Genomic DNA, 24736 nt, shown 5'->3' with positions numbered 1-24736 from the left:
GCTACCCGACCTCCAGGAAGCGCAGCACCGCCATCACCCGGCGGTGGCTGTCCTCGGCCTGCGGCAGTTCGAGCTTGGTGAAGATCGAGTTGATGTGCTTGGCCACCGCGCTGTCGCTGACCACCAGCGAGCCGGCGATCGCCGCGTTGGAGCGGCCCTCCGCCATCAGGGCGAGCACGTCGCGCTCGCGCGGGGTCAGCTTCTCCACCGGGTCCCGGTGCCGGCGGCGCACCAGCAGCTGGGCGACCACCTCCGGGTCCAGCGCGGTGCCGCCCTCGGCGACCCGCTGGAGCGCGTCCACGAAGTCGTCGACGTTGGCGACCCGCTGCTTGAGCAGGTAGCCGACGCCGCTGGTGTTGGTCGCCAGCAGGTCCGCGGCGTAGCGCTCCTCCACGTACTGGGAGAGCAGCAGGACGGCGGTGTCCGGCCACTGCCGGCGGATCACCATCGCCGCCTTCACCCCCTCGTCGCTGAAGCCCGGGGGCATCCGGACGTCGGCCACCACCACCTTCGGGCGGTGCTCCTCGACGGCGGCCAGCAGTTCGGTGGCGTCCCCGACGGCGGCCACGACCTCGAAGCCCACCGCCTCCAGGACCTTGACCAGGCCGACCCTCAGCAGGACCGAGTCCTCGGCGATCACAGCGCGCACGGCAACTCCACGGTGATGGTGGTGGGGCCCCCGAGGGGGCTGAGAACGGACATCGTGCCGTCGACCGAGGCGGCGCGCTTGCGCAGACCGGTGAGCCCGGTGCCGCGCGAGGCGTCCGCGCCGCCCACGCCGTCGTCGCTGATGACCAGGCGCAGCCGGCCGCCGGTCGTCCGCACCGAGAGGTCGACCCGGCGGGCCCTGGCGTGCTTGGCCACGTTGGTGAGCGCCTCGGAGACGGTGAAGTAGGCGACCGCCTCGACGGTCGGGGCGATCTGCTCGGAGAGGTCGACGTCCAGGTGCACCGGCAACGGGGCCCGGGCGGCGATGCCGGACAGCGCCGCGTCCAGGCCGCGGTCCTCCAGGACGGCGGGGTGCAGGCCGCGGACCAGGTCGCGCAGCTCGTCGATGGCCGCCTGGGCCTCCTCGTGCGCGTCGATGATCACCTGCATCACCTCGGGCGGCACGTCCTTGAGGGTGCGCCGGGCCAGGCCCAGGTTCATCGCGAGGGAGGTGAGCCGCTGCTGGGCGCCGTCGTGCAGGTCGCGCTCGATCCGGCGGCGCTCGGCGTCCACCGCGTCGACCAGGCCGGCCCGGCTCTCGGCGATCTCCTCGACCCGCCGCTCCAGCGCCTCCGCCCGGTCCGGGCCGAGCAGCCGCCGGGCCACCCACACCTCCAGCCGGGCCAGCTGGGTGCCCGACAGCGGGAGCACCGCCAGCAGCAGCACCCCGCCGAGGGTGAGCAGGACGTCCTCCCCGGCGAGGCCGGTGCGCAGCGCGGTGCCGGCGGGCAGCAGCCAGATCCAGCCGTACACGGTGGCCAGCACCACGGCGGCCGCCCAGGCGTACAGCACCACCAGGGCGCCCGCCGCCAGCAGCGGGCCGGCCACCAGGTGGTGGAGGACCTGGCGCCAGGTCACCCCGAGCAGCCAGACCCGGCGCCCCGTCGGCGGGCGCAGCGGCGGCACCTCCACCCCGTACAGGGCGCGCAGCCGGCCGCGCTGGACGACGGTCAGCGGGTGGGTGCAGAGCAGGACGGCGGCGAGCACCGGGAAGAGCAGCTTCGACTCGGTGACGGCCAGCCAGACCGGCAGCGCCACGGGTATCCCGGCGGCGGTGAAGCGGACGTCCCGCCAGACCTCGGGCGACCACGGGGGGCGCCGGAGGCTCCTGACGAACGCTCGGCGCAACGTGGTGGAGGGCATGGCCGACAGCGTAGGGCCCGGTGATCACGAGCCGCCATGAAGGGGGGTTCCCGATGGGGGTGTAGCTAGCTACACCCCCGATTCGGTGTGGAGCACCACCGACAGGAGGGGGGTCCGGGCGGAAGGCTTGAGGGCATGACGAGCACTGCATCGCACTCCGCCACTCCGCCGCACGGGCGGCCCGGCCCCGGGAGTGCCGCCGGAGCGGCGGCGGCCCAGGAGGCGCTGCCGGAGCGGGCGCTGCCGGCAGGAGCCCTGCCGGAGGAGACGCTGCAGGAAGGGGAGCTGCCGGAGGGCGCGCTGCCCGCCGGGGCCGGCCCCTGGTCGGTCCGCTGCGTCGCGTCCGGCCGCGGCCGCGCCGCACTGGAGCTGTACCAGTACGGGGAGTTGGCCGATGTCCTGGTCGCCGCCCGGCTCACCCCGCACCTGCTGCGCGGGGCCCGGCACTGCCCCTCCGCCGGGCGGAGCCGGCACGTGCTGGCCTGGGGCCGGCTGGCGGCCGACGGCACGGCGCCCGCGGTGGTGTTCACCGGGCGGCGGCCCTTCCGCCGGGTGTGCTCGACGGCCGAGGCGGTCACGGTGGCCGACCGGTTCTGGGTCGCCTGGGCCGAGGGGCCGTTCGACGCGGTGCGGGTCGAGCACACGGCGGGCGGGGCCGCCGAGCGGCTGCCGCTGGAGCGGGTCCGGGAGCGCGGCCGGGGTGCGGCGTGAGCGGCACCTTCGCCCTTGCCCTCGGCCCCGCCCGTTCGTCCGTCCTGCCCGCGCGCTTCGCCCAGGTCCCGGTCCTGGCCGCGGTCGCGCTGCTGCCCTGGCTGGCGGTCCTCGCCGTCTGCCACGAGACCCCGTGGGTCGTGCTCGACCTCACCGAGTTCGCCGCCCTGCTCTCGCTGGACGCGCTGCTGCGCCGCCGCAGCCCCGCCGCGCTGTGGGCGGGCGCGGCGGTGGCCCTGCTGCTCACCGGGGACGCGCTGGCCGACATCGCCTGCGCCGGGCCGGGCCACGCGGTGCTCGCCGCGCTGGTCATGGCCTCCTGCATAGAACTGCCGCTCGCCGTGGTGTGCCTGCGGCTCGGGCGGGACGCGGCGGTACGGGGCTGAGGCACGTCGACGCCGCCCGGCCGACGCGAGCCCGAGGAACTCCCTAGGCCCCGGTGGGCAGGCGGTCCATCAGCGCGCGGGTCTCGTCGTCCAGCGGGGTGTACGTGATCATCCGTGTCCCCAGCTGCGGGCTGAGCCAGAAGTTGGTGTACTCGCAGCGCAGCAGCCCGACGTCCGGCACCTGGAAGCGCTTGATCCCGTTGCCCGGCCGCATCACGTCGTGCCGCTGCCAGACCTCCGCGAAGTCCGGAGAGGCCTTGAGCAGCCGGGCCAGCAGCGCCTTCCAGGCCGGCTCCGAGCTGTGGTCGGCCATCGCCGAGCGGAACCGGGCCACCATGCCGAGGCGCTCGGTGCGGTAGTCGATCAGCACCTCGCGGAACTGCGAGGGCGTGAACGCCATCCACATCAGGTTCCGGTCCTCGGGAGCCATCCGGTCGAGGTCGCCGACGACCGCGGTGTACTGGGCGTTGTACGCCAGCACCTGGTAGCGGGAGTTGAGCACCACGGCGGGGTACGGCGCCAGCCGCTCCAGCAGCAGCCGCACGCTCGGGGTCACCGAGGGGCACTCCTTCACCGGCGCCGGGTCGTCCGTGCCGGCCAGGGTGAACAGGTGGGCGCGCTCGCTCGGGTCCAGCAGCAGCGCCCGGGCCACCGCGTCCAGCACCTGGGCCGACACCTGGATGTCCCGCGCCTGCTCCAGCCACGTGTACCAGGTCACCCCGACCGCGGAGAGCTGGGCGACCTCCTCCCGGCGCAGCCCCGGTGTCCGGCGGCGGCCGGTCATCGGCAGGCCCACCTGCTCGGGCCCGAGGCGCTCGCGGCGGCTGCGCAGGAACGCGGCCAGCTCGTGCCGACGGGCGTCGCCGGGGGCGCTCCGGCGCTGTGCGGCGCTGTGCGCGGCGTCTTGCGCGGCGGGGGTCATCAGGCTCATGCTCCCCAGCATGCGCCAGCCGTAAGCCTGTTGCCAGGTACTTCTTATACCTGGATAACCACACTCTGGTACCAGGGTATGGCGCGGCGGATCGTAGGACCCGTGACCCAACCACTCACCGTCGCCCCCGCATCGAGCCGCGCCGCCACCACCCCGGGCAGCGCGGCCGCCCGTACCTCCGGCACCGGGCCGGCCGGCTCCACCGGTCCTGCCGGTCCCGCCACCGGCTCCACCGGTCCCGCCGCCACCCTCGGCACCGCCGGACTGGTCACCGTCCTGCTCGGCGCCTTCCTGCCGATGCTCGACTTCTTCATCGTCAACGTCGCCCTGCCCACCATCGACCACGACCTGGCCGCCGGACCCGCCGTCCTGGAACTGGTCGCCGCCGGCTACGGCATCGCCTTCGCCGTCCTGCTCGTCCTCGGCGGACGCCTCGGCGACAGCTACGGCCGCCGCCGGCTCTTCGTCATCGGCGCCGTCGCCTTCGCCCTCACCTCGCTGGCCTGCGGCCTCGCCCCCGGCGCGTGGTCCCTGGTCGCCGCCCGGGCCGCCCAGGGCGCCTCGGCCGCACTGCTGATCCCGCAGGTGCTCGGCACCATCACCGCCGCCACCGAGGGCGCCCGGCGCGGCCGCGCGCTCAGCGTCTACGGCGCCGTCGGCGGGATCTCGGTGGTGATCGGGCAGGTGCTCGGCGGGATGCTGGTCGCCGCCGACCTGTTCGGCACCGGCTGGCGCTCGGTGTTCCTGCTGAACGTGCCGTTCGCGCTGCTCGCCGTGGTGCTCGCGGTCCGCTACGTCCCGGAGAGCCGGTCCACCACGGCCGCCCGGGTCGACGTCCCCGGCACCGTCCTGCTCACCGCCACCCTGCTCTCCCTGCTCGTCCCGCTGATGGAGGGCCGGGCCGCCGGCTGGCCGCTCTGGTCCTGGGTGCTGCTGGCGCTGTTCCCCGTCTTCGCCGTCGCCTTCGGTGTCGTCGAGCGGCGCGCCGAGCAGCGCGGGGACACCCCGCTGGTGCCGCCGTCCCTGCTGCGCATCCCGGAGATGCGGCGCGGCCTCGGCATCGCGCTCCCCTACTTCGCGGGCTTCGGCGGCTTCATGTTCGTCATCGCGGTCGCCCTCCAGCAGGGCCTCAGGCTCGGCCCGGTCGCGGCCGGCTGGGCGCTCGTCCCGATGGCCGTCGGCTACTTCTCCGCCTCGCTCGCCGGCCCGCGGCTGATCGGCCGCTGGGGCAGCCGGGTGCTCAGCGCGGGCGCCGTCGTCCAGGCCGCCGGCCTCGCCACCCTCGCCCTGACCGTCCTGGCCGACTGGTCGCACTTCTCCCCGCTGCGGATGGCCCCGGGCGTCGCCCTCGCCGGCATCGGGCAGGGCCTGATCGGCACCCCGCTGTTCCGGGTCGTCCTCGCCAAGGTGCCCGCCGCCCGGGCCGGCGTCGGCAGCGGCGTCCTCGCCACCGGCCAGCAGTCCAGCCTCGCGCTCGGCGTCGCCACCCTCGGCACCCTTTACCTCTCCCTCTCCCCCGTCCTCGGCATGGACCGCGCGCTCGCCCTCTGCCTGGGCATCCAGCTCCTCGGGTCCTTCACCATCCTGTACCTGACCACCCGCCTGCCCCGCTCCATCGGCTGAGCCGTGGCTCCGGGGGCTCCGGGGGCCGGTTCACGGGTTCCGAGCTCCGAGCTCCTGCTTCCGGGTCCGGTTTCCGAGCTCCGGGCTCCGGGCTCCGGGCTCCTGCGGCGGCGGTGGACGGCCCCGCGACCGGTACGACCGGTCGCGGGGCCGTCGGCGTTCCCGGGGCCGGCCCTCAGCGCCGGAGTGCGTCGAGCCAGCGGCCGACCAGCGTGCGGACGGTGCCGGCGGCCTCGACCTGGGGGTTGTGCCCGACCCCGTCGAGGACGGCGGCGGCCATCCGGGGGTAGTGGTCGAGCAGGGCGAGCTGGTCACGCCAGCCGACCAGGGCGTCCTGCCGGGTGGTGACCAGCAGGTGGCGGCCGCGGTGCCGCGCGGCCCGGTGCTCGGGCCAGTGCGGCAGCAGGAAGTCGGCTTCGAGCTCGGCGGCGGCCGCCCGGTCGTGCGCCTCCCAGCCGGGCCGGACGTACCGCTGGAACAGCTCCCAACTCGGGCCGGTGTGGCGGGCCATGACGTACCGGAACAGGTCGCGGTCGGCCGCCGGGAGCCGGGCGAGGAGGTCCTCGTCGCGTTCGACCACGGACTCCTCCGGCAGGTCGCGGTCGGCCCCCCAGCGCACCACCGGCACCAGCAGCGCCGAGCCCAGCACCTGCTCGCCGAAGCGCGCGGTCACCGCCCGGGCCAGCTGGCCGCCGAAGGACTGCCCGACCACGGCGAAGGGCCGCCCGCCGACCTGGGCCTCGATCCACTCGGAGAGCACCTCGGCCAGGGCGGCCGCCGAGGTCGGACCCGGCAGCCGGGGGCTGGCGCCGTGGCCGGGGAGGTCGAGGTAGAGGCGCCGCCAGCCGGGGCGGTCGGCGAAGGCGGGTTCGAGCGGGAGCAGGACGCGGTGGTCGACGGTGTAGCCGTGGATCAGGACGATCGGGGTGCCGTCGCCGAAGGCGGTGTGGTGGATCGCAGGGGCGGTCGTGTCGGTCGTGTCGGTCGCGGCGACGGCGTCGTTCAGGTCGGTCGTGTCGGTCATGACGGCAGCGTCCAACCCTGACACCCGTGGCAAGGTCAAGCCGTCGAGTTCGGGTGGTGGATCAGGAGAGGCCCTTGACCACGTCCAGGTACTCCCGGATGGCGTCCCGGTTGCGCGTCAGGCACAGGATCCGGCGGGTCATCCGGTCTGTCTCGGACTCCAGGGTGGCGAGCATCTCCGGTGTGGCGTCGGCGAAGTGGATCGTCCGCGGGGCGTCCAGGGTGTCCAGGCAGGGCAGGATCTGCTTGATGATCCGGGTCGGCAGCCCCGCGTCCAGCAGCCCGCGGATCTGCAGCACCCGGTCCACGAGGTACTCGTCGTACGCGCGGTAGCCGTTCGCCTCACGGCGCGGTGTGATCAGCCCCTGCTGCTCGTAGTAGCGCAGCAGGCGCGGAGTGGTCTCCGCCCGCCGGGCGAGCTCGCCGATGCGCATGTGTGACTACCCTCACCCCTGGCCGGCGCCATCCCGGCTGGACCTTGACACGAATGTCAACGATAGACGATCGGGCCCATGCCCACTCCCGAACTCCGCACCCCCGCACAGCCGGTGGCCCCCGCCCCGAGGCTGCCCTGGCCCGCACTGCTGGCCATGAGCACCGCCGGATTCGTCACGATCATGACCGAGGCCCTGCCCGCCGGAGTACTGCCCGCGATGAGCGCCGACCTCGGCGTCGGCCAGTCCGCCGCCGGGCAGTCCGTCACCCTCTACGCCGTCGGCTCCATCGCGGCCGCCATCCCGCTGACCGCCGTCACCGGCCGCCTGCCGCGCAAGCGCCTGCTGCTGGTCGCCGTCGGCGGCTTCGCCGCGGCCAACGCCGTCACCGCCGTCTCACCCGACTACCCGCTCACCATGGCCGCCCGGTTCGCGGCCGGCCTGGTCGCGGGACTGCTTTGGGCACTACTGGCCGGGTACGCCCGGGGCATCGTCGCGCCGGAGCAGCGCGGACGGGCGATGGCCGTCGCCATGGCCGGCTCGACGGTCGCCCTGTCGGTGGGCGTACCCGCCGGCACCCTGCTTGCCGGCCTGGTGGGCTGGCGGGTCACCTTCGGGCTGATGAGCGTGATCGCCGTGGCACTGACCGGCTGGATGCTGCTAGCGCTCCCGCCACTGCCCGGCCGCGCCGACCAGGCCCGCGTCCCCGTCCGACGGGTGCTGCGGACGCCGGGCGTGGCCACCGTCCTGGCCGTCACCGCGACCTTCGTGCTCGCCCACAACGTCCTCTACACGTACGTCGCCGCCCTGCTCGCGCCGCTGGGGCTCGACGGCCGGACGGACACCGTCCTGCTCGTCATCGGACTGTCCTCACTGGTGAGCATCCTCGGCACCGGCGCCCTGATCGACCGGTACCTGCGCCCCCTGACCATCGCCGCCTCCGTCCTCCTCGCGGCCGCGGCCCTGCTCCTCGCCGCCGCCCTGCTCGGCTCGGCCGGCCGGCCCGCCTACGCCGCCGCCGCGCTCTGGGGCCTCGGCTTCGGCGGCGCCGCCACCCTCCTCCAGACCGCCGTCGCCGACGCGGCCGGCCCGGCCGGGGACATCGCCCAGTCGCTGCTCGTCACCTGCTGGAACCTCGGCATCGCCGTCGGCGGCCTGGCCGGCGGCCTCCTCCTCGACCACGCCGGGCCGACCGCCCTACCCTGGTCCGCCCTCGTCCTGCTGGCCGCCGCCCTCGCCACCACCATCGGCGGGCGCCGGCACGGCTTCCCGGGGCATGGCGGCACTCGTTCGTGTGAAATCGACGCACATTCTTCGTGATCGCCGCACGCTTGGCTCTACCGTGAGTCGTATGACAGCCAGAGTCCCCATCCGACAGCTCCAGCAGCACGCCAGCGAGTTGATCGACCGGGTCGCGGCCGGCGAACGCGTGGAGATCACCCGCAACGGGCGGCTGATCGCCGTCCTCGCGCCGCCCGACCCGGAACAGCGGGTGCTGGAGGACCTCGTTCGAGACGGCACGATCGCCCCCGAGAACGCCGCCACCGCGCGTGGCCTGGCCGACTGGACGTTGCCCGAATCCGGCGCCGGGCTCGCGTCGGCCGCCGACGCCCTGCACGCCATGCGGGAGGAGGAAGGCCATTGATCTACCTCGACTCATGCGCGATCCTCAAACTTCTGGTGCCTGAGGACGAATCCACCGCACTGCGCACGTTCCTCTCCTCGCACGGCTCCGAGGGCCACGCGACCAGCGCGCTGGCCCAGGTCGAGGTGCCGCGCGCGCTGATCCGGGTCGGTGCACCACAGGAGTTGCTGGACGCGTCGGTGGACTTGTTCGACCGGCTTCTCCGCGTCCGGCTCTCCGATCCCGTCCTCAGGGCCGCCTGCCAGTTCCCCACCCGACACCTCCGCACCCTCGACGCCATCCACCTCGCCACTGCCGAGCACCTCGAGCACGCGCTCACCGCCTTCGTCACCTACGACAAGCGCCTGGCCGACGCAGCCGAGGAGCGAGACCTGCCAGTGGTCGCGCCCGGACGGCCGACCGGCTCCCGGTAAGCGGGCGCCCGGGCGCCCTTGGCCACGTCGGCGCCGGACGGTGGCACCGGCGGGCGGTGACCGGCTCGCTGCCGCGCTTCCACGAAACCAGGCAGTGATACCTGTCGACGTCGTAACCGCGGTCGGGGAACAACCGCCACGGATGCGCGGAATCGCGTGCGGCAGCGGCGGCAGCCGATCCCCTTGGATCCCGGTATGCGACACGAACAGGCTCCCCTGCGGACAGCCCCGGTCGCCCGGCAGCCGACGGCCGGGCTCCGGAGGTCGTCCGGTAACGACCACGGCTGTCTCTTCCTCCGGGGCTTCCTTCCCTACTCTCCCTTCGCCAGGGAGGCGACGAAGCGGTCCAGGCAGGAGGTGACCTGCCGCAGGACGTCGATCGAGCCCAGGGGGTCGTCCGGTAGCTCCAAGCCGTGGTCGGCGGCGGGTACTTCCAGGACCTCGTGTCCGGTCGATTCGGCGGTCCGGCGGTCCCACAGCTTGTCGGCGCCGCCGCCGACGAGGCGGGTCGGGGCTTCGGCGCGGGCGAGGGCGCGGGCGACCGGCTTGGAGGTCAGGACGGGGGTCAGCCAGGCTGCGGCGAGGCCGCGGTCGGCGGCGACGCCGCAGGCGAAGGAGGCCAGGGACTTGCCGACGAGCAGGCGGCAGGCGCCGCGCTCGGCGTCGACGGCCTCGGCGACCTGCCGCTCGACCCAGGCGGTCCGGTCCTTCGGCTCGAACGCCCGGAACTCGTCCGGGAGTTGCCACCACAGCTCCTGGACCGTCCAGCCGTGCCGGAGGAGCACCGAGCGGGCGAAGTGGAGGAGGGGCCTGGCGGGCGTGTACCCGATGCCCGGGACGACGAGCGCGACACGGTCGGGGGCTCCGTCGAAGCGGGTGGGGACGGCGAGCGGGGAGGGATCCGGCATGGGCGCAGGGTACGTGGCCGGCCGCTGTGACGCGATGTCAACCCTGACCATCGTCAGGGGCATTGCTTGACTTTCGGGTCAGGTGGCAAGGGGGTTTCGGCCTCTACCGTCCGGACCATGACGTACACGGACAGGGATTCGAGGCAGACCGGCGCCACCAGGGCCACCGCCAGGCCCAGGGCCAAACCCGGGGTGAGGCCCAGGCCCGTCCTCGCCGTGGCCCTGCTCTGCGCGGGGGCCGGGGTGGTGGCGTGGCTGGCGCCGGAGCGGGGTGGCGGGGCGGGGCCGGTGCGGGTGTCGGCCGGGTGGTCGGCCGGCGGCTACCGGCGGGTGGCGGAAGCCGTCGGCGAGGCCCCGCACGCGATGGCCTCGCTGCTGGAGCCGGCCACCGAGGTCGGGCTGCTGGTGCTGGGTCTCCTGCTGGCGTTCTGCTGGTGGACGGCCCGGGCCCGGCGGGCCACCGGGGTGGTCGCGGCGGTGGCGCTGGTCGGGCTGGGCACGGTGCTGGCCTACGGGGCGAGCGAGGTGCTGAAGGTGGTCCTCGACGAGGAGCGGCCCTGCCGGGCGCTCACCGGGCTGCCGGGCACGGCGGTCGCCGCGTGTCCGCCGCCGGGCGACTGGTCCTTCCCCAGCAACCACGCCACCCTGGCGGTCGCGCTGGCCACGGGGCTGGTGCTGCTGCGCCCGCGCTGGGCGGTGCTGGTCATACCCGTCGGCGGCGCCACGGCAGTGCTGCGGGTGGCGGCCGGGGTGCACTACCCGCACGACGTGATCGCCGGTGCCGCGCTCGGCGGCACGGTCACGGCGGCGGCGGTCCTCGCCCTGCGGCCGGCGGCCACCACCGCCGTGACGGCGCTGGCCGGGGTGCCGGTCCTCGGGCGGCTGCTGTCGGCACCGCCGATACCGTCGGCCCCGGGCCCGGGGCCGGGCTCCAGCTCAGGCGCGGGCTCCGGCTCCGGCACCGCCCCGGGCGCGGCGGCCTCAGTCCCGTGGGCCGCCCGCGCAGGTCGCGCCGAGGGTCAGTCCGGCCTCGTGCGCGAGGACGGCGGCGGCCGCCCGGTTGGCCACGCCCAACCGGGCCAGGATGGAGCTCACATGGGCCTTCACGGTGCCTTCCACCACCCCCAGCCGACGGGCGATCTGACCGTTGGACAGCCCGGCGGCGATCAGCGTCAGCACGTCCCGTTCCCGGGTGGTCAGGGCGGCCACCTGCTCCCGGGCGCCGGCACGCCGGTCGGCGGGGCCGCCGGCCCCGGTGGCGGCCAGGTGGGCGACCACCCGGGCGGCCACTTTGGGTGAGAGGTAGGCCGCCCCTCCGGCCACCGCGTGCACCCCGGCGAGCAGTTCCTCGGGCTCGCCGGACTTGATCAGGAAGCCGTTCGCGCCGCCGCTGAGCGCGCGCAGGATGTAGTCGTCCTCACCGAAGGTGGTCAGCATGAGTACTCCGGTGGCCAGGCCGTTCCGGCGGATCTCGGCGGCGGCCGTGATGCCGTCCGTCCCGGGCATCCGGATGTCCAGTACGGCGACGTCCGGCCGGTGGCGCCGGACCAGTTCGACGGCCTCCCGGCCGTCCCCGGTCTCGGCGACGATCTCGATGCCCGGGTCGGTGGCGAGCACCGCGCGCAGTCCCGCGCGGATCATGGGCTCGTCGTCGGCGAGCAGCACCCGGATCGGTGCGGTGGTCATCGGCGGCTCCTGTCGGTCGCTCGGTACGGAGGTGGTGGGGAAAGGGAGTTGCGGCGGGAGCGCGGGACCTGGAAGGCCGGAAGGCAGGGCTTCAGGAGACGAGCACGTCCCGCGAGACCAGCCGGGAGTCCTGGAAGCAGAGCCGGTAGGCATCGCCGGCCCGGTCCACGAACAGCTGGGCGGTGATGGCGTAGTACGCGCACGAGACCCCTTCCCCCGGCGGCGGCGCGGGCGTCGCCGGCCCGCTCGGCGGGCGGTACGGCAGCCGGTGGCCCGGCAGCAGACGCTCGACGGAGGCCTGGTCCTGCCCCACCTGGAGGGCGGCGTAGACCTCCGGGTCCAGCACCGACAGGCTGACCACGTAGAGCGTCCATACTCGCAGCGCCACGGTCAGCAGTACGGCCGTCCCCAGCGGGACGAGCACCACGGCGGCCAGCGTACGGCCCACCCTGCGCCGCGCCCGTCGCAGCTCGCGCACTGGCGACGACGGGGCGGCGGGCGGCAGCGGGACGGGCCCGGCGGCGCGGCGCGGCAGAGTGGCCGCGACCTCGAACCCGCCGTCCGGGCGGGCCTCGTGGGCGAAGGTGCCGCCCGCGAGCCGGACCCGCTCGGCCAGCCCGACCAGGCCGCGGCCACCGGTGGGCGGCACGGCAGGCGTCGAGGCGGACCTTCCGGCGGGTGCGGCGGACGTGCCGACGAACGCTCCGGTGAACGTTCCGGTGGGCGTTGCGCCGCGCGGGGTTGACGCAGGTGCCGAGCCCGTCGCCCGGGCGACGGTGAGCGCGGGCACAGGTGCGGGCATGGGCGCGGACGCGGGCACGGGCGCAGGTGCGGGCATGGGCACGGCCGCGGGCACAGGCGCGGGGCCGTTGGCCACCCGGAGGCGGGCGCCGTCGGCCGAGTACGCCACCTCCACGGTGACGGCCGCTCGTGGTGCGTGCTTGGCGGCGTTGGTCAGCGCCTCCTGCACCACCCGGTACGCGGCGTGCTCGGTGGCGCGCGGGAGTCCGTCCGGCTCACCGGTGATCTCCGAGCGGACGTCCAGGCCGGCGGCGGCCGCCTCGGCGACCAGGTGCGGGATGTCCGAGTCGGCCGGTCCGTGGGCCGCGCGGGCGGCGGCGCCGCTCTCGTCCCCGTCGCGCAGGATGCCGATCACCTCGCCGAGCCGGTCGACGGCGGCGGCCGCGCCCGCCCGGATCTCCTGGACGGCCTCCCGGTGGGGCGGGGCCAGGTCGGGGGCGAGCTTGAGGGCCCCGGCGCGCAGGGCGATCAGGCTGAGGTCGTGGCCGAGGGCGTCGTGCATGTCCTGGGCGATCCGGGCCCGTTCGCGCAGTCGGGCCTGCTCGGCGACGAGTTGCTGCTCGCGCTCCAGCCGCTCGGCCCGCTCCCACCCGGCGCGCACGAGTTCCTGCGACTGCCGCCAGAACCGGCCCAGCAGCCACGGGCCCATCCCGGTGCTCACGGCGAGCGCGACGAACCGCAGCCCCAGGACGATCCAGGAGGGCACCGCCCCGACCACCAGCACCCCGGCCGCGACCAGCACGGCGAACACCACCGCCGCCGGCCGCACCCGTTCCATCCGCAGCCCGGCCAGGAAGGAGAACCCGATCGCCGGCAGCGCCCACCAGAGGCTCGTGACACCGAGCCCGATACACACCGACGCCACCACGGGCAGCGCCGCCCCACTCATCCGCATGCCCACGACCCTACGAGGGCCGCCGCCGCACCGGATCTGTCGAAAGTCATGCCCGAGGCGCTCCGCCCGGCACCCCGAGCCCCATTCCCCGGCCCCGGCCCCGGCCCCGAAAAATAATAGCCATGGACATAGTAGCTATGTACTGTATCCGCCGTGAGTTCAACAGCTGAGGGCGCCACCGCAGGATTCCTGGTCTGGCGCCTGTCGATGAAGTGGCGGGTGGCGGTCGACCGGGCGGTCGCACCGCTGGGCCTGACGCACGCCCAGTACGCGGTGCTGGCCTCCCTGTACGGCATGTCGCGCTCCGGGCTGCGCCCCAGCCAGCGCCGCCTCGCCGACCACACAGGCCTCGAAGCGCTCTACGTCTCCAAGCTCGCCCGCGCCCTGGAGGCCGCCGGGCTGGTGGCCCGCACCCGGGACCCGGACGACCCGCGCGCCATGCAGCTGTCGCTCACCGAGCAGGGCGGCGACGTCACCCGCCGCGCGATCACGGTGGTCCAGGGCCTCCTGGACCAGCTGCTGGCGCCGCTCGGCGGCCAGGACAGCCCCCGCGCCCGGGAGTTCACCCGCGAACTGGCCGCCCTGCTCGACGCACCTCTGGATCCGCCGCACGCCGAGACCGTCGAGAACGCCGAGGAGCCGTCATGACCACCGCCGCCGCGCCCGACACCGCCACCAACACCGCCGCCACGGCCAACGCCGCACCGGCGACGGCCCCCGCCGCCCCCACGGCCCCCACGGCCCCCACCGCCGTCAACGGCCGGGTCATCGCTCTGGCCCACTACGCGGCGCGCGCCCTCCTGGAGGGCGTGCTGGACCGCCACGGAGCGACCTTCCACCAGAGCGTGACGCTCCGGGTCGTCACGGTCGCGGGCGGCTCCATCGCCCGGGACGCGCTCGTCCGCGACGTCACCGGGTCGCTGAAGGCCGAGGAGTCGGTCGTCCACGGCGTGATCGGGGAACTGACCTCCGCCGGGCTGCTCTCGCAGGACCCGGCGGAGGCGTCCCGGCTGCACCTCACGGCGGCCGGCCGCGAACTGTACGAGCGCACCACCACCGAGGCCGCCGGGATCACCGCCCGCCTGTACACCGGCATCCCGGCCGAGGACCTCGCCGTCGCGGGCCGCGTCCTGGCGCTGGTCACGGAGCGCGCGAACGCCGAACAGGCCCGCCCCTGACGCCCCGTACGGTCGCCGGAACAGTCGGCCGTCGCGACGGTCTGCCGTCCCGACCACCCGACTGTTCCGGCTGTTCCGACGACTCGGGTGCGACCGCCCTACGCCCGTGAGATAAAGGTTGGACGCATTCGAACGGGGGGAAGGTGACGGCATGGTCTTCGTCACGGTGTTCCTGGTCGCGCTCGTCGGCGCCATCGTCGGTGCCACGGCCTTCCTGGTACTCCGGGAACGCGCGCGGCGGCACCAGTCCGACAACGCCGAGGGAATGCTGATCGAACAGCACCGGACGGCTCACGCCACGCGCATGCGGGCGACGTACTCCAGCGTGTCCGTCCACCACGGGAACGGTGTTATCGGCGACGAGGGGAACCACCACCGCTCCTGACCGCTCACGGCCCGGCTACCAGCTCAGCGGCACAGGGCGGCTATCACCTCAGCGGCACAGGGCGGCGTCGACGACGCCTTCGAGGTGCCGGGTGACGGCGTAGTCAGCCGGGATGGTGGTCATCGCGATGTTCACGGCGCGGCCGTCGTCGGTGGCGCCGCCCCGGGTCTCGTAGCCCGGGATGTCGCCGCCGTGCCCCCAGTAGACCCCGCCGCAGGTGAGCGTCCGGCTGAAGATGCCCAGTCCGGCGGCCATGCCGTCGCCGACCGGGACAGTGGTGCGCATCTGGGCGAGTTGGGCCGCGGGCAGCAGGCGGTCCGGGACCAGCAGTTCGGTGAAGAAGCGGTTGAGGTCCGAGTTGGTGGAGATCATCTGCCCGGCCGCCCAGGCCGCCGACGGGTCCAGCTCCGTGAAGTCGGTCAGCGGCGCGTCGGCGGAATCCCTTCGGTAGCCCTTGGGGTGGGCCTCCCGGATCGTCCGGTCGCCCACGGCCGGGAAGTAGGTGTGCCGCAGCCCGATGCGCCGGATGATCCGCCGGTCGATCTCCTCGGCGATCGGCCGTCCGGTCACCCGCTGGACGATCAGGCCGGCCAGCACGTAGTTGGTGCTGCTGTAGCCGAACTTCTCCCCGGGCGCGAAGGCGGGCTTCTGCCCGAAGGCCATGTCCAGCAGCTCCCGGGGCTCGAAGTACCGGGTCCGCAGGGCGGTTTCCTCCAGCAGCCCCTCGTAGTCGGGCAGTCCGCTGGTGTGCTGGAGCAGCTGCCGGACGGTGATGCCGTGCCCGTCGATGCCCTCGCCGCGGACCAGGCCGGGGAGGTACGTGTCGACGGAGGCGTCGAGGTCGACCTTCCCCTCCCCGACCAGCTGGAGCACGACGACGGCGGTGAAGGTCTTGGTGTTGCTGCCGATCCGCACCTGCCCGTCGACGGGGACCTTGGCGCCGGTGGCCAGGTCCCCCACCCCCGCGGTGTAGTCGCGGGTCCGGCCGCGCCCGTCCCGGACGGTCGCGAGCGCGGCGGGTATCCCGTCCGTCCGCACCAGCGCGTTCAGTCCCTGCTGCACGGCGTCCGAAGAAGCCGCGGCCGGCGCGGCCGCCGGTGCCGCCATGGCGGACGGTGCCGACGCCCCGACGGCCGCGACGGCCCCGACGGTCGAGAGCGTGAGGGCGAGTGCCATGTGGCGGATGCGCGAACGACGCACGGGTCAACTCCTGTGGAATCGTGGGGGGTAGGAAACCCCCGGTCACGATCGCCAGTCTGTCCGCGCGACGGCCGGCCGACCTCCCCCGATCGAGGGAGCACCTTTCCCTCCCGGCTCCCCTCCGACGACTCCCCTCCGACGCCCCTCCGGCATCAGGGCCGAGCGGGCCCGCGCAGCGGCAGCGTCCGGCTGTAGACGACGCTCGTGGTGGTGCTGCCGAAGCCGGCCAGCTCGTCCACCAGGGTCTCCAGGTGCTCCATGGAGGTCGCCGCCACTTTGAGGGTGTAGCAGTCGTCGCCGGTGGTCCGCAGGCACTCCAGGACCTCCCGCCGCTCGGCGAGCAGTCGCCGCAGCGGCTCGTGCCGGTTGCCCGGGTACTTCAGCCGGACGACGGCGAGCACCGGGTAGCCGACCTTCGCCAGGTCCACCGTCGCGTGGTAGCCGGTGATGACGCCCAGCGACTCCAGGTTCCGCACCCGTTCCGTGGTCGCCGACGGGCTGAGGGACACCCGCCGCCCCAGCTCGCTGAGCGAGACGCGGGCCTCCTGTTGCAGCTGTTCGATGATCGCCCAGTCGGTGTCGTCAAGATTCGCGGCCATGGCGCGAATCTACCGGGAAATCCTCGGCGATCCGCAGGTGACAGAGGGAGGATGCCGTTCCGTCCGCCATGATCACGGGGATAGCCTCGATCCATGCAACTTGGCGTCAACGTACCGAACTTCGGCCCCGGGACCGACCCCGGCGTGCTGCGCGAGTGGGCCCGGACCGCGGAGGGGCTCGGCTTCGACCTCCTCATGGTGTCGGACCACGTCGCGGTGACCCCGGACGTGGCCGAGCGGTACCCGGAGCCGTTCTACGAGCCGTTCACCACGCTGTCCTGGCTCGCCGGGACCGCCCCCGGCCTGCGGCTGGGCACGACCGTCCTCGTCCTGCCCTACCGGCACCCGCTGCTGGTGGCGCGGACGGCGAGCACCCTCGACCGGCTCAGCGGCGGCCGGTTCGTCCTGGGCGTGGGGATCGGCTGGGCGCGCCGGGAGTTCGAGGCCCTCGGCGTGCCGTTCGGCGCCCGCGGCAGACTGACCGACGAGTACCTGGCCACGCTGCGCGACACCTGGGCGGGCGATTCGGGCCACCGGCCGGTACCGGTGTGGGTCGGCGGCCACAGCGAGGCGGCGCTGCGCCGGGCGGTCCGGTTCGGCGATGCCTGGCACCCGCTGCGGCTCCCCGTCGCCCGGATGCGGTCGGTCCTGGCCGAGCACCCGCTGCCGGGGTTCGCCCCCCGCATCGCCCTGCGGCTGACCACCGCGCCGGTCGACGACCCCGAACGGCCCGCCGGCGTCGGCACCCTCGACCAGGTCCTCGACGACCTGCGCCAGTTGCGCGACCTCGGGGCCGAGACCGTCGTGTTCGACCCCTACCACGGCGATCCGGAGGACACCCGTCGTCCGCGGCAGGCCTGGCGGACCCTCACCACCGTCGCCACCCACTGGAGGACCGCGTGATCACCGAAGCCGACGAGGCCCTGCTGCGCCGCGCCATCGCCCTCGCCGCCCACGCGGTCGCCCTCGGCGACGCCCCGTACGGCTCCCTGCTGGCCGGCCCGGACGGCGAGGTCCTCGCCGAGGCCCACAACACCGTCCGGCGCGACGACGACATCACGGCCCACCCCGAACTGAAGCTCGCCCGCTGGGCCGCCCGCGAACTCTCCCCGGGCGCCGCCGCGCGCACCACGATGTACACCAGCTGCCAGCCCTGCGGCATGTGCGAAGGGGGCATCCTCCGCTCCGGCATCGGCCGGGTCGTGTACGCGCTCGCCACGGAGCAACTCGTCGAGCTCAACCCCGACTCGGGCGCCTGGCCGGCGGTGCCGACGGACGGCCCCGCCCTGCCCGAGGAGGCCCGGGCCCCGGTCGCGGCCTACTACCGGCGCACCTGACCACCGGCCCCCGCGCCGAATCCGCTCCCGTCCGCCCGCACTCCGGCGAGGACTGTCAGTGGCACCGGGGACACTCGGTGGCCCGCGCCGTCGAGCAGGAGAGCCCGCACATGCCGATCCACATCGCCGGCCGTCGCCGTACGGCGGCCGCACTGACCGCCGCGTTCCCCGGCGCGGAGATCGTCGACGTCACCTCCAGGGCGCCGGACCCGTGGGTGCGGCTGAGCCCGTTCTACCCGCACGGCGGCATCCCGGTCCCCTACGGCGACGGCGCGACCAGCCAGTCCGTGGAGGGGATCTGGCAGGCCCTCAAGGTCTTCCGGGACGCCGATGTCGACCCCGCCAAGCTGCGCGTCACCTCGATGAAGGGCCTCAAGCGGACGGCGCGCCGCTTCGGCCCCGTCCAGGGCCACCGGACCGGCCTGCACGGCGACCGGCTCCTGTCCTACGAGACGGCCCGCCGCCGGATCTACCTGCCGGCCTACCGATGGGTCCTCGAACACCGCGCCGCCGACCTGGTCGAGCGGCTCCGGGAGAAGGACGAGGTCGTGCTCCTGGACTACACCACCAACGGCGACGTCGCCGACCCCACCAGTCCGCTCTCCCACGCCGCGCTCGTCCGGCTGTACGCGGAGGGCAGCTGGCCCGCCGAGGACGGCACGGACCCGCACCCCGAGTAACCCCGGAGTGAGCGGTGGGCGGTGGGGCACCGAAGCCGTGCCGCCGAAGGGTGGGCTGATGATCATTCACTGAGTAGGGTGAATCACCGGACCGTGGGCAGCCGTTCGCACGCCGCCCTCGCGCGTCCGCAGGTGACCGCCGGCGCCTGCCACGCACGAAGCAGTCCCCGCGGCCGGCCAGTGCGCCGCAGGGGACCGGAAAGTGAGCAGTAGACAGATGCAACCCACCTTCATCCTGGTCCACGGGGCTTTCGCGAACTCCTTCTCCTTCGCGCCGCTCCAGGCCGAACTCGGCCTCCTCGGGCACCGTTCCGTCGCCGTCGACCTCCCCGGCCACGGCTTCGCCGCGACGTACCCCCGGGCCTACCAGGCGCCGCAGGACCTCGAAGGGCTCGCCACCGCGCCCGGCGCCATCAAGGGCGTCACGCTCGCCGACAACGTCGCGCACCTCATCGGGATACTGGAGCGGGCCAAGCGGAACGGGCCCGTCGTCCTCGTCTCCCACAGCCGCGGCGGCCTGACGGCCACCGCCGCGGCCAACCAGCGGCCCGACCTGGTCGACCGCATCGTCTACGTCTCCGCCTGGTGCCCCGTCGACCTCGACATCAACGCCTACTACGCCGAGCCCGAGATGGCCACGGCCGACGCCGCGGGGCTGATGGCGGCGCTGGTCGGGAACCCGGCCGAACTCGGTCTGCTGCGCATCAACTTCCGCACCGCCGACCCCGGCGTCCTCGCCTCCTTCAAGGCGTCCTTCCTCGCCGACGGCACGGACGACGAGTTCATGCTCTTCCTCAACACCTTCCAGCCCGACGAGAACCTCGACACCGGCACCCCCGACGACCGGGCCCGGCCCGACACCTGGGGACGGATCCCCAGGTCGTACGTCCGGCTGGCCGAGGACGCCGGCATCCCGCTCGCCATGCAGGACCGCATGATCCGCGAGGGCGACGCGCTGACCCCGGAGAACCCCTTCGACGTCCACACGCTCCCCGGCAGCCACCTGAAGTGGCTGGTCGACCCGGCGCCGGCGGCCCGGCTCCTGGGGGACATCGCCGCGCTGCTGCCCGCCGAGTCCTGACCGGAGCCGGAGGCCGTCCGCCGCGTCGATCCCGGCGTGGGCGGACGGCCTCGCGGCCCCGACCCGCTCCGGCCCCACCTCGAGGAGGACGATGAACCCCGACGGCCCGCGGAACATCCTGGAGGTCGACTCCCCCACCTCCGCCGCCCACCCGCCGTACGACGGGGTCCGCGCCACCGACCCGGTCCGCCTGATCCCCTACAGCTGGGTGCGGCAGACCAGGCCCGGCGGCACCGTCTCGGCCGTCCTCGGCACCTGGCAGGAGGGCGCCGGCCGGGTCGAGCTCACCGTGCTCCCCGACGGCACCGCCGAGGGCCGGGTCACCGGCCGGGCCGCCGTCCCGTGCCCGTCCCGCCCGCCGTTCCTGCCCGGCTGGTCCGGCGCCGACGACACCGGGCGTCCGACCGACACCTCCCCCACCCTCCTCAACGACCCGACGCCCGCCTTCCTGGTCCAACTCGCCTTCCCCGAGGCGTGGTTCTGGGTCACCACGGGCGAGGACCTGGAGTCGGTCTACTGCCTCTCCGTCCCCGGCGCCTCCGCCCAGGTCCAGGACGACACCTACGGCTGGACGGTCCACCAGGGCGGCCGGCCCGCCCTCTGGGACGAGATCGAGCGGCTCCTCGCCGCCTGGCAGGAGGCCGGGCGCCCCGACCTCACCGCCGTCCGGCTCCGCGTCACGGCGGACACCCAGACGGCGTGGGTACCCGGACACCCCGCCCTGCGGTGGGAAAAGCGGTTGGTCTGACCGCGCCACCGGGCTGACAATCGCCGGATGACCGACGACCAGAGTGAGTTCCGCCGGCGCCGCGCGGCCCGCATGACCTGCGAGCGCTTCCTCTCCACCGACCGCGTCCTCAGCATCCGCGAACGCCTCGCCCAACTCTCCGCCCTGGACGGTCTGGACGTCCTGCCCGACTTCTACGGCAGCGACGGGCCCGTGCGGCAGCTGGAGGAACGGACCGCCGCACTGCTCGGACAAGAGGACGCGGTCTTCTTCCCCACCGGGACGATGGCCCAGCAGGTCGCCCTCCGCCACCACGCCGAACGCACCGGCAACCCGGCCGTGGCGCTGCACCCGCTCAGCCACATCGAGCGGCACGAGCGGCACGCCTACACCCAGCTCACCGGCCTGCGCGGCCTCTGGCCCACCACCGAACAGCGCCAGCCGACCCCCGGGGAACTCCACGCGGTCGGCGAGCCCTTCGGCACCCTCGTCGTCGAACTCCCGCTGCGCGACCCCGGCTACCTCCTCCCCACCTGGGACGAGCTGACCGCCCTCGTCGCCGCGGCCCGCGAGACCGGCGCCCGGGTGCACTTCGACGGCGCCCGGCTCTGGAACACCACGGTCCACTTCGACAAGCGGCTCGACGAGATCGCCGCCCTCGCCGACAGCGTCTACGTGTCCTACTACAAGGACCTCGGCGGCATCAGCGGCGCCGCCCTCGCCGGCGACAAGGCCCTCACCGCCTACGCCCGCACCTGGCGCCACCGCTACGGCGGCCAGCTCTCCCAGCAGTGGCCGGCCGCCCTCGCCGCCCTCCATGGCCTGGACACCGCCCTCCCCCGCATCCCCGCCCACATCCACCACGCCGCCACCGCCCTCACCCCGGCCCTGGCCGCCCTCCCCGGCGCCCGCCTCTACCCCGAGGTGCCGCCCACCCACGAGTACCAACTCTGGCTCCCCCACCCGGCCGAGGCCCTCAACGCCGCCCACCTGGCACTGGCCGAGGAGGAGGGCATCTGGTTCGTCTCCCACTGGGAGGACGCCGCCCCCGGCCTCGCCATGGCCGAAGTCAGCCTCGGCGAACCGGCCCTGGGATGGACGGCGGACGAGGTGACTGAGGTCGGCCTGCGCTTCCTGGACATGGCCGCCAAGGCCTGACCGGGGAAGTCTCGCCGGGTCACCACCCCGAGGGTGATTCACCGCGAAACGGTTCGCGGCACCCACCCCTTCATGTCAGACTGACGATATGAGCGAGATGCACGTGGGGGACCTGTCCACCGTCCGCAGCCGCGAGGAGTTGGCCGTGGCGATGGCCGACGGGGTGCGGCCGAAGTGGGTGATGTTCTGGGGGCACACCGAGCGCAAGGGCGGCGGGACCCGGCAGGAGTGCCTGAGCCAGTGGTGGCCCGGCGAGTTCACCGTCGACGGGGTCGCGTACGCCTCCGCCGAGCACTGGATGATGGCCGGCAAGGCCCGGATGTTCGGTGACGAGGAGATCGTGCGGCAGGTGCTGGCGGCCCGAACGCCCGCCGAGGCGAAGAAGCTGGGGCGGCTGGTCAAGGACTTCGACGAGAAGGCCTGGGTGGACGGCCGGTTCGAGCTGGTGGTGGCGGGCAACGTCGCGAAGTTCGGGCAGGACGAGGCGCTGCGCAGCTACCTGCTGGGCACGGGTGACCGGGTGCTGGTCGAGGCCAGCCCGGTGGACCGGATCTGGGGCATCGGGCTCGCCGCCGACGACATCCGGGCCCAACAGCCCGCCGAGTGGCGCGGGTTGAACCTGCTCGGCTTCGCCCTGATGGAGGCGCGGGCACGACTGGCCGCATGAGCGGGATCGCTCCGCTGCTGGACGGGACGGTCGTGGCCTCGGCCGCCGCCGCCCTGTTCCTGGCGCCGAGGGTGCTGCGGCGGGAGGCCGGGCCCGCGCGGCGCGGGCGCTCGTACGGGCCGGAGCCGGTGCTGGCGGCCGTCGTCGCGCTGATCTACCTCAACCAGGTGCTCGTCGCGGTCTACGTGAACCGCGTCCACCACGGCGACGTCTCCTTCATCACCCGCTACCTCCAGCCCGGCTGGTTCGACGTGCCCCGCCTCGACGCCCTCGCCGCCCGCTTCCCCGCCCCGGAGCTCCTCGCCCCGTCCGTCCTGCGGGTCCAGGCGTTCCTCGAACTGCCGCTGGCACTGCTGGCGTTCGTCGCCGTCGTCCGCCGGCTGGACCGCGCGCTGTACGTCCGGCTGGCCCGCTCGCCGCTGGTCCCACTGGCCGCCGCCTCGTACACGGTGGCGTTCTGCGCGGTGGAGTGGGACCTGCGGAACCCGTACACCGTGGACGACCTCGTCCTGCGTACGCTCGCGGCCTGCCTCACCCCTCCCCTGATCGCCTGGCTGGCCCGACGCGAAACCGGAGCCGAAGCCGGAGCCGAGCCCGGCGCCGAGGCCACACCCGCACCCGCACCCACCCGCAACCTGTTCCGCTTCGCCCTCGACCTGTGGGCGTACGGCCAGCTGATGCTGGTGCTGTACGACACCGCGCTGCTCTACAACCTCGCCCGGCTCGGCGACCATCTCCCGTCCGCCGCAGCCGCGTTGGCGGTGCTCGTCGCCACCCGCACCGTCCCGCCCCGAGGCCCGCACCCGCGCCCGCAACCCGGCCCGTACACCGCCACCCTCGCGGGGACGATCGGTCGGGCGCTCGCGCTGTTCCTCGTCCCCGCCCTGTCGATCCGCTACGCGGAGTCCTTCGGCACTCCCGAACTCGCCGCCCTGGCAGGGCTCCTGGTGATCGGTGCGGCGGCCCGCCGGGACGCGCCGCGGCTCCTGCTGCCCGCCCTGGCGGGCGCGGTGGTCGGATACGCCGTCGCGGCCCTCGCGCCCGGCCCGTACTACGAGGCGACCCTCCTGCGGAGCGCGACCGGCGCACTTCTCGCAACGACCGCCCTCTGCGCGCTCCTTGACACCACTCGGGCACGACTGGTCGTGCGCTCGTAACTCCCCAGCCACATACTGTCGCCAAGATGTCACGCAGTCAGGGTCCGGATGGACAGGTTGGGGCGATCATGCGCATGCGGCCGACGGAACAACCCGCGGGCGGGCAGCCGGAGGGCGAGCTGCAGGCCGCCGAACTCCGCGCGGAGCTGGACGAATTACTCCGCGCGAGCCGCTACGCGAGCCAACGCGAACGGCGCCTGAACGAGGCGATCCGGGCGACCCCGGGCCGTCAGCGGCCGGACGGGGAGCTACTGCGCCAGCTCGCCCAGGCCCGGACGCTGCGCGAGGGCCTGGGCGCCCGCTGCCTCCAACTCAGCGACCAGCTGGAGGCGTTGGAGAGCCGGATCCGCCACCGGCACCAGCCGCCACCGCAGCAGCAGCACCAGCACCCCCAGCAGCAACAGCAACAACAACCGGCCCCGCAGGCCCCGCAACCGCCGCGACAACACCACCAGCCACCCCGGCACCAGGCCCCGCCGCCGCCCGTCCGCCCCGACCTCGGCGCCCTCACCGAGCGGATCACCGCCCTCCACCGGGCCGGCTCCCTCGCCGAGGCCACCGAGGTGATCGACACGGCCGCCGCCCGCCTCACCTCCGCCGACGCCGCTCTGCTGGTCGGCATGCTGGCCCGGTACGGCCCGACCGGCGGCTCGCTCCACCTCGCCCGCAGCATCGCCCGGACCGCGCCCGACCACTCCGTCGCCGTGCTCGCCGAGCTGCGCGAACTGGGCCTGGCCGAGGAGGCGGCCGAGGTGTTCCACGCCTTCTGGGGCTACCCGGCCGCCTCCGTGCCCGGCCTGCTCTCCGCGCTGGACCAGGCCGGACTGGCCGCCGACAGCGCGACCCTGCTCTGGGAGTGGGGGTCGGCGCCGATGCCCGAGCTGACCTCCCTGGCCGCCTGCCTCCAGCAGCACGGCCGCGCCGACGACGTCCGGACGCTGCTGCGCCAGGCCGCCGGCCGCTCCACCGCCGACCTCGCCGCCCTCGCGACCGGACTGCCGCCCGCACTCGCCACCCTCCTGCTGGGCGAACTGGCCGTCCTGCGCCCGCCCGCCGAGGTGGTCGGGCTGGCCACCGCCCTGGACGGCGCGGGCAACTCCGAGCTGTACGCGCAGCTGCTGGCCGCGCTGCTCGCCGACGAGGCCCGCCACCGCACCACCCTCGCCGCCCTGCGCACCGCCGGCCTGCCGACCCGCCCGCCCGCGGCCCCGCGCTCCCGCTGGGGGCGCCGGTAGCGGCAGCACCCGGCAGGCGGCCCGA

Annotated in this window: 29 protein-coding genes and 1 pseudogene; 19 read left to right on the top strand and 11 right to left on the bottom strand. The window is 74.5% G+C overall.

The window, feature by feature from the left end:
• Position 1 precedes the first annotated feature (1 nt).
• Together ACLWS4_RS03520 and ACLWS4_RS03515 are read right to left on the bottom strand one after the other, a co-directional pair.
• A complete protein-coding gene (locus ACLWS4_RS03520; protein WP_074000749.1) occupies positions 2 to 649 on the bottom strand; it encodes a response regulator in 648 nt (215 codons plus the stop codon).
• Positions 637 to 1851 carry a sensor histidine kinase gene (locus ACLWS4_RS03515; protein WP_049650225.1) on the bottom strand — a complete coding sequence of 405 codons (1215 nt, stop codon included), beginning with the start codon at positions 1849 to 1851 and terminating at the stop codon, positions 637 to 639. Before ACLWS4_RS03515 ends, ACLWS4_RS03520 begins: the two co-directional genes overlap by 13 nt.
• A gap of 135 nt (positions 1852 to 1986) precedes the next feature.
• Here ACLWS4_RS03515 and ACLWS4_RS03510 point away from each other — a divergent pair, with 135 nt between their 5' ends.
• Together ACLWS4_RS03510 and ACLWS4_RS03505 are read left to right on the top strand one after the other, a co-directional pair.
• On the top strand, positions 1987 to 2562 hold the full coding sequence (locus ACLWS4_RS03510) for a hypothetical protein (protein WP_117487701.1): 576 nt from the start codon (positions 1987 to 1989) through the stop codon (positions 2560 to 2562).
• A complete protein-coding gene (locus ACLWS4_RS03505) occupies positions 2559 to 2948 on the top strand; it encodes a hypothetical protein (protein ID WP_049657058.1) in 390 nt (129 codons plus the stop codon). Before ACLWS4_RS03510 ends, ACLWS4_RS03505 begins: the two co-directional genes overlap by 4 nt.
• A gap of 43 nt (positions 2949 to 2991) precedes the next feature.
• Here the strand turns inward: ACLWS4_RS03505 and ACLWS4_RS03500 are convergent, their stop codons facing one another.
• Complete coding sequence (locus ACLWS4_RS03500; RefSeq protein ID WP_416873547.1) at positions 2992 to 3870, bottom strand: helix-turn-helix transcriptional regulator; 879 nt, start codon at positions 3868 to 3870, stop codon at positions 2992 to 2994.
• 87 nt (positions 3871 to 3957) lie between these two features.
• Here ACLWS4_RS03500 and ACLWS4_RS03495 point away from each other — a divergent pair, with 87 nt between their 5' ends.
• A complete protein-coding gene (locus ACLWS4_RS03495; RefSeq protein WP_416873333.1) occupies positions 3958 to 5502 on the top strand; it encodes an MFS transporter in 1545 nt (514 codons plus the stop codon).
• Positions 5503 to 5677: 175 nt separating this feature from the next.
• Here ACLWS4_RS03495 and ACLWS4_RS03490 read toward each other — a convergent pair whose 3' ends face one another.
• Both ACLWS4_RS03490 and ACLWS4_RS03485 read right to left on the bottom strand, forming a co-directional pair.
• A complete protein-coding gene (locus ACLWS4_RS03490; protein WP_416873332.1) occupies positions 5678 to 6526 on the bottom strand; it encodes an alpha/beta fold hydrolase in 849 nt (282 codons plus the stop codon).
• A 61-nt stretch (positions 6527 to 6587) separates the two neighbouring features.
• Complete coding sequence (locus ACLWS4_RS03485; RefSeq protein WP_117487704.1) at positions 6588 to 6959, bottom strand: MerR family transcriptional regulator; 372 nt, start codon at positions 6957 to 6959, stop codon at positions 6588 to 6590.
• 78 nt (positions 6960 to 7037) lie between these two features.
• Here ACLWS4_RS03485 and ACLWS4_RS03480 point away from each other — a divergent pair, with 78 nt between their 5' ends.
• From ACLWS4_RS03480 to ACLWS4_RS03470, 3 genes are read left to right on the top strand one after another with little or no spacing between them, the layout of a single operon-like run.
• Positions 7038 to 8279 carry an MFS transporter gene (locus tag ACLWS4_RS03480; protein ID WP_416873331.1) on the top strand — a complete coding sequence of 414 codons (1242 nt, stop codon included), beginning with the start codon at positions 7038 to 7040 and terminating at the stop codon, positions 8277 to 8279.
• 31 nt (positions 8280 to 8310) lie between these two features.
• Positions 8311 to 8604 (top strand): type II toxin-antitoxin system Phd/YefM family antitoxin, encoded by a 294-nt coding sequence (locus tag ACLWS4_RS03475; RefSeq protein WP_063780313.1) that lies wholly within the window; start codon positions 8311 to 8313, stop codon positions 8602 to 8604.
• A complete protein-coding gene (locus ACLWS4_RS03470) occupies positions 8601 to 9017 on the top strand; it encodes a type II toxin-antitoxin system VapC family toxin (RefSeq protein ID WP_416873330.1) in 417 nt (138 codons plus the stop codon). Before ACLWS4_RS03475 ends, ACLWS4_RS03470 begins: the two co-directional genes overlap by 4 nt.
• Positions 9018 to 9328: 311 nt before the next feature.
• Here the strand turns inward: ACLWS4_RS03470 and ACLWS4_RS03465 are convergent, their stop codons facing one another.
• Positions 9329 to 9925: an alpha/beta hydrolase gene (locus ACLWS4_RS03465; protein WP_416873329.1), complete on the bottom strand. Its 597-nt coding sequence runs from the start codon at positions 9923 to 9925 to the stop codon at positions 9329 to 9331.
• A gap of 320 nt (positions 9926 to 10245) precedes the next feature.
• Complete coding sequence (locus tag ACLWS4_RS03460; protein WP_375876430.1) at positions 10246 to 10425, bottom strand: hypothetical protein; 180 nt, start codon at positions 10423 to 10425, stop codon at positions 10246 to 10248.
• On the opposite strand from ACLWS4_RS03460, the pseudogene ACLWS4_RS03455 reads away from it, so the two are divergent.
• Positions 10391 to 10684: pseudogene (locus ACLWS4_RS03455) on the top strand (phosphatase PAP2 family protein); the annotation flags it as partial. The gene ACLWS4_RS03460 and the pseudogene ACLWS4_RS03455 sit on opposite strands and share 35 nt — an antisense overlap.
• Positions 10685 to 10906: 222 nt before the next feature.
• Here the strand turns inward: ACLWS4_RS03455 and ACLWS4_RS03450 are convergent.
• Both ACLWS4_RS03450 and ACLWS4_RS03445 read right to left on the bottom strand, forming a co-directional pair.
• Complete coding sequence (locus tag ACLWS4_RS03450; RefSeq protein WP_074000739.1) at positions 10907 to 11611, bottom strand: response regulator; 705 nt, start codon at positions 11609 to 11611, stop codon at positions 10907 to 10909.
• 91 nt (positions 11612 to 11702) lie between these two features.
• The gene (locus ACLWS4_RS03445; protein ID WP_416873328.1) at positions 11703 to 13307 is read right to left on the bottom strand and encodes a sensor histidine kinase; all 1605 of its coding nucleotides are present in this window, start codon (positions 13305 to 13307) and stop codon (positions 11703 to 11705) included.
• A gap of 153 nt (positions 13308 to 13460) precedes the next feature.
• Between ACLWS4_RS03445 and ACLWS4_RS03440 the strand changes: the two genes are divergently transcribed.
• The 3 genes from ACLWS4_RS03440 to ACLWS4_RS03430 all read left to right on the top strand — a co-directional run bounded on the left by ACLWS4_RS03440 (position 13461) and on the right by ACLWS4_RS03430 (position 14870).
• Positions 13461 to 13955 carry a MarR family winged helix-turn-helix transcriptional regulator gene (locus tag ACLWS4_RS03440; RefSeq protein ID WP_074000738.1) on the top strand — a complete coding sequence of 165 codons (495 nt, stop codon included), beginning with the start codon at positions 13461 to 13463 and terminating at the stop codon, positions 13953 to 13955.
• Positions 13952 to 14485, top strand: a complete 534-nt coding sequence (locus ACLWS4_RS03435) for a MarR family transcriptional regulator (protein WP_416873327.1) — start codon at positions 13952 to 13954, stop codon at positions 14483 to 14485. The genes ACLWS4_RS03440 and ACLWS4_RS03435 overlap by 4 nt, the downstream gene beginning before the upstream one ends.
• 151 nt (positions 14486 to 14636) lie before the next feature.
• Positions 14637 to 14870 carry a hypothetical protein gene (locus ACLWS4_RS03430; protein WP_049656043.1) on the top strand — a complete coding sequence of 78 codons (234 nt, stop codon included), beginning with the start codon at positions 14637 to 14639 and terminating at the stop codon, positions 14868 to 14870.
• A 48-nt stretch (positions 14871 to 14918) separates the two neighbouring features.
• On the opposite strand, the gene ACLWS4_RS03425 is transcribed toward ACLWS4_RS03430, so the two are convergent.
• Both ACLWS4_RS03425 and ACLWS4_RS03420 read right to left on the bottom strand, forming a co-directional pair.
• A complete protein-coding gene (locus ACLWS4_RS03425) occupies positions 14919 to 16046 on the bottom strand; it encodes a serine hydrolase domain-containing protein (protein WP_375876429.1) in 1128 nt (375 codons plus the stop codon).
• Between the two features lie 176 nt (positions 16047 to 16222).
• Entirely contained in the window at positions 16223 to 16669 is a 447-nt protein-coding gene (locus ACLWS4_RS03420) for an Lrp/AsnC family transcriptional regulator (protein WP_416873326.1), read from the bottom strand.
• A 93-nt stretch (positions 16670 to 16762) separates the two neighbouring features.
• Here ACLWS4_RS03420 and ACLWS4_RS03415 point away from each other — a divergent pair, with 93 nt between their 5' ends.
• From ACLWS4_RS03415 to ACLWS4_RS03375, 9 genes are all read left to right on the top strand, one after another.
• On the top strand, positions 16763 to 17572 hold the full coding sequence (locus tag ACLWS4_RS03415; RefSeq protein WP_416873325.1) for an LLM class flavin-dependent oxidoreductase: 810 nt from the start codon (positions 16763 to 16765) through the stop codon (positions 17570 to 17572).
• Positions 17569 to 18006, top strand: coding sequence for a nucleoside deaminase (locus tag ACLWS4_RS03410; RefSeq protein ID WP_416873324.1), 438 nt, complete (start codon positions 17569 to 17571; stop codon positions 18004 to 18006). Before ACLWS4_RS03415 ends, ACLWS4_RS03410 begins: the two co-directional genes overlap by 4 nt.
• 110 nt (positions 18007 to 18116) lie before the next feature.
• Positions 18117 to 18686, top strand: a complete 570-nt coding sequence (locus ACLWS4_RS03405; RefSeq protein WP_416873323.1) for a DUF6939 family protein — start codon at positions 18117 to 18119, stop codon at positions 18684 to 18686.
• Positions 18687 to 18903: 217 nt separating this feature from the next.
• Positions 18904 to 19767: an alpha/beta fold hydrolase gene (locus ACLWS4_RS03400; RefSeq protein ID WP_416873322.1), complete on the top strand. Its 864-nt coding sequence runs from the start codon at positions 18904 to 18906 to the stop codon at positions 19765 to 19767.
• A 91-nt stretch (positions 19768 to 19858) separates the two neighbouring features.
• A complete protein-coding gene (locus tag ACLWS4_RS03395) occupies positions 19859 to 20515 on the top strand; it encodes a hypothetical protein (protein ID WP_416873321.1) in 657 nt (218 codons plus the stop codon).
• Positions 20516 to 20542: 27 nt separating this feature from the next.
• Positions 20543 to 21652 carry a threonine aldolase family protein gene (locus ACLWS4_RS03390; RefSeq protein WP_416873320.1) on the top strand — a complete coding sequence of 370 codons (1110 nt, stop codon included), beginning with the start codon at positions 20543 to 20545 and terminating at the stop codon, positions 21650 to 21652.
• Between the two features lie 88 nt (positions 21653 to 21740).
• Positions 21741 to 22319, top strand: a complete 579-nt coding sequence (locus ACLWS4_RS03385) for an NADAR family protein (protein WP_079271723.1) — start codon at positions 21741 to 21743, stop codon at positions 22317 to 22319.
• Positions 22316 to 23476 (top strand): hypothetical protein, encoded by a 1161-nt coding sequence (locus tag ACLWS4_RS03380; protein WP_416873319.1) that lies wholly within the window; start codon positions 22316 to 22318, stop codon positions 23474 to 23476. Before ACLWS4_RS03385 ends, ACLWS4_RS03380 begins: the two co-directional genes overlap by 4 nt.
• A 68-nt stretch (positions 23477 to 23544) precedes the next feature.
• The gene (locus tag ACLWS4_RS03375) at positions 23545 to 24711 is read left to right on the top strand and encodes a hypothetical protein (protein WP_416873318.1); all 1167 of its coding nucleotides are present in this window, start codon (positions 23545 to 23547) and stop codon (positions 24709 to 24711) included.
• The last annotated feature ends 25 nt before the right edge of the window (positions 24712 to 24736 follow it).

Origin of the sequence: Kitasatospora sp. SC0581 (assembly GCF_048159585.1) — a bacterium.
Lineage (GTDB): Bacteria > Actinomycetota > Actinomycetes > Streptomycetales > Streptomycetaceae > Kitasatospora.
Note: the sequence above shows the minus strand (reverse complement) of the source record. Positions and strands in the feature narration are given on the sequence as shown.

Excerpts from the sequence above, each read along its gene's own strand:
- ACLWS4_RS03425 (WP_375876429.1), bottom strand. The coding sequence starts at position 16,046 with ATGGCACTCGCCCTCACGCTCTCGACCGTCGGGGCCGTCGCGGCCGTC.
- ACLWS4_RS03385 (WP_079271723.1), top strand. The coding sequence starts at position 21,741 with ATGAGCGAGATGCACGTGGGGGACCTGTCCACCGTCCGCAGCCGCGAG.
- ACLWS4_RS03515 (WP_049650225.1), bottom strand. The coding sequence starts at position 1,851 with ATGCCCTCCACCACGTTGCGCCGAGCGTTCGTCAGGAGCCTCCGGCGC.
- ACLWS4_RS03445 (WP_416873328.1), bottom strand. The coding sequence starts at position 13,307 with ATGCGGATGAGTGGGGCGGCGCTGCCCGTGGTGGCGTCGGTGTGTATC.
- ACLWS4_RS03380 (WP_416873319.1), top strand. The coding sequence starts at position 22,316 with ATGAGCGGGATCGCTCCGCTGCTGGACGGGACGGTCGTGGCCTCGGCC.
- ACLWS4_RS03450 (WP_074000739.1), bottom strand. The coding sequence starts at position 11,611 with ATGACCACCGCACCGATCCGGGTGCTGCTCGCCGACGACGAGCCCATG.
- ACLWS4_RS03435 (WP_416873327.1), top strand. The coding sequence starts at position 13,952 with ATGACCACCGCCGCCGCGCCCGACACCGCCACCAACACCGCCGCCACG.
- ACLWS4_RS03480 (WP_416873331.1), top strand. The coding sequence starts at position 7,038 with ATGCCCACTCCCGAACTCCGCACCCCCGCACAGCCGGTGGCCCCCGCC.
- ACLWS4_RS03475 (WP_063780313.1), top strand. The coding sequence starts at position 8,311 with ATGACAGCCAGAGTCCCCATCCGACAGCTCCAGCAGCACGCCAGCGAG.
- ACLWS4_RS03485 (WP_117487704.1), bottom strand. The coding sequence starts at position 6,959 with ATGCGCATCGGCGAGCTCGCCCGGCGGGCGGAGACCACTCCGCGCCTG.
- ACLWS4_RS03420 (WP_416873326.1), bottom strand. The coding sequence starts at position 16,669 with ATGGCCGCGAATCTTGACGACACCGACTGGGCGATCATCGAACAGCTG.
- ACLWS4_RS03400 (WP_416873322.1), top strand. The coding sequence starts at position 18,904 with ATGCAACCCACCTTCATCCTGGTCCACGGGGCTTTCGCGAACTCCTTC.
- ACLWS4_RS03490 (WP_416873332.1), bottom strand. The coding sequence starts at position 6,526 with ATGACCGACACGACCGACCTGAACGACGCCGTCGCCGCGACCGACACG.
- ACLWS4_RS03375 (WP_416873318.1), top strand. The coding sequence starts at position 23,545 with ATGCGCATGCGGCCGACGGAACAACCCGCGGGCGGGCAGCCGGAGGGC.
- ACLWS4_RS03465 (WP_416873329.1), bottom strand. The coding sequence starts at position 9,925 with ATGCCGGATCCCTCCCCGCTCGCCGTCCCCACCCGCTTCGACGGAGCC.
- ACLWS4_RS03390 (WP_416873320.1), top strand. The coding sequence starts at position 20,543 with ATGACCGACGACCAGAGTGAGTTCCGCCGGCGCCGCGCGGCCCGCATG.
- ACLWS4_RS03495 (WP_416873333.1), top strand. The coding sequence starts at position 3,958 with ATGGCGCGGCGGATCGTAGGACCCGTGACCCAACCACTCACCGTCGCC.
- ACLWS4_RS03415 (WP_416873325.1), top strand. The coding sequence starts at position 16,763 with ATGCAACTTGGCGTCAACGTACCGAACTTCGGCCCCGGGACCGACCCC.
- ACLWS4_RS03430 (WP_049656043.1), top strand. The coding sequence starts at position 14,637 with ATGGTCTTCGTCACGGTGTTCCTGGTCGCGCTCGTCGGCGCCATCGTC.
- ACLWS4_RS03405 (WP_416873323.1), top strand. The coding sequence starts at position 18,117 with ATGCCGATCCACATCGCCGGCCGTCGCCGTACGGCGGCCGCACTGACC.
- ACLWS4_RS03510 (WP_117487701.1), top strand. The coding sequence starts at position 1,987 with ATGACGAGCACTGCATCGCACTCCGCCACTCCGCCGCACGGGCGGCCC.
- ACLWS4_RS03500 (WP_416873547.1), bottom strand. The coding sequence starts at position 3,870 with ATGACCCCCGCCGCGCAAGACGCCGCGCACAGCGCCGCACAGCGCCGG.
- ACLWS4_RS03395 (WP_416873321.1), top strand. The coding sequence starts at position 19,859 with ATGAACCCCGACGGCCCGCGGAACATCCTGGAGGTCGACTCCCCCACC.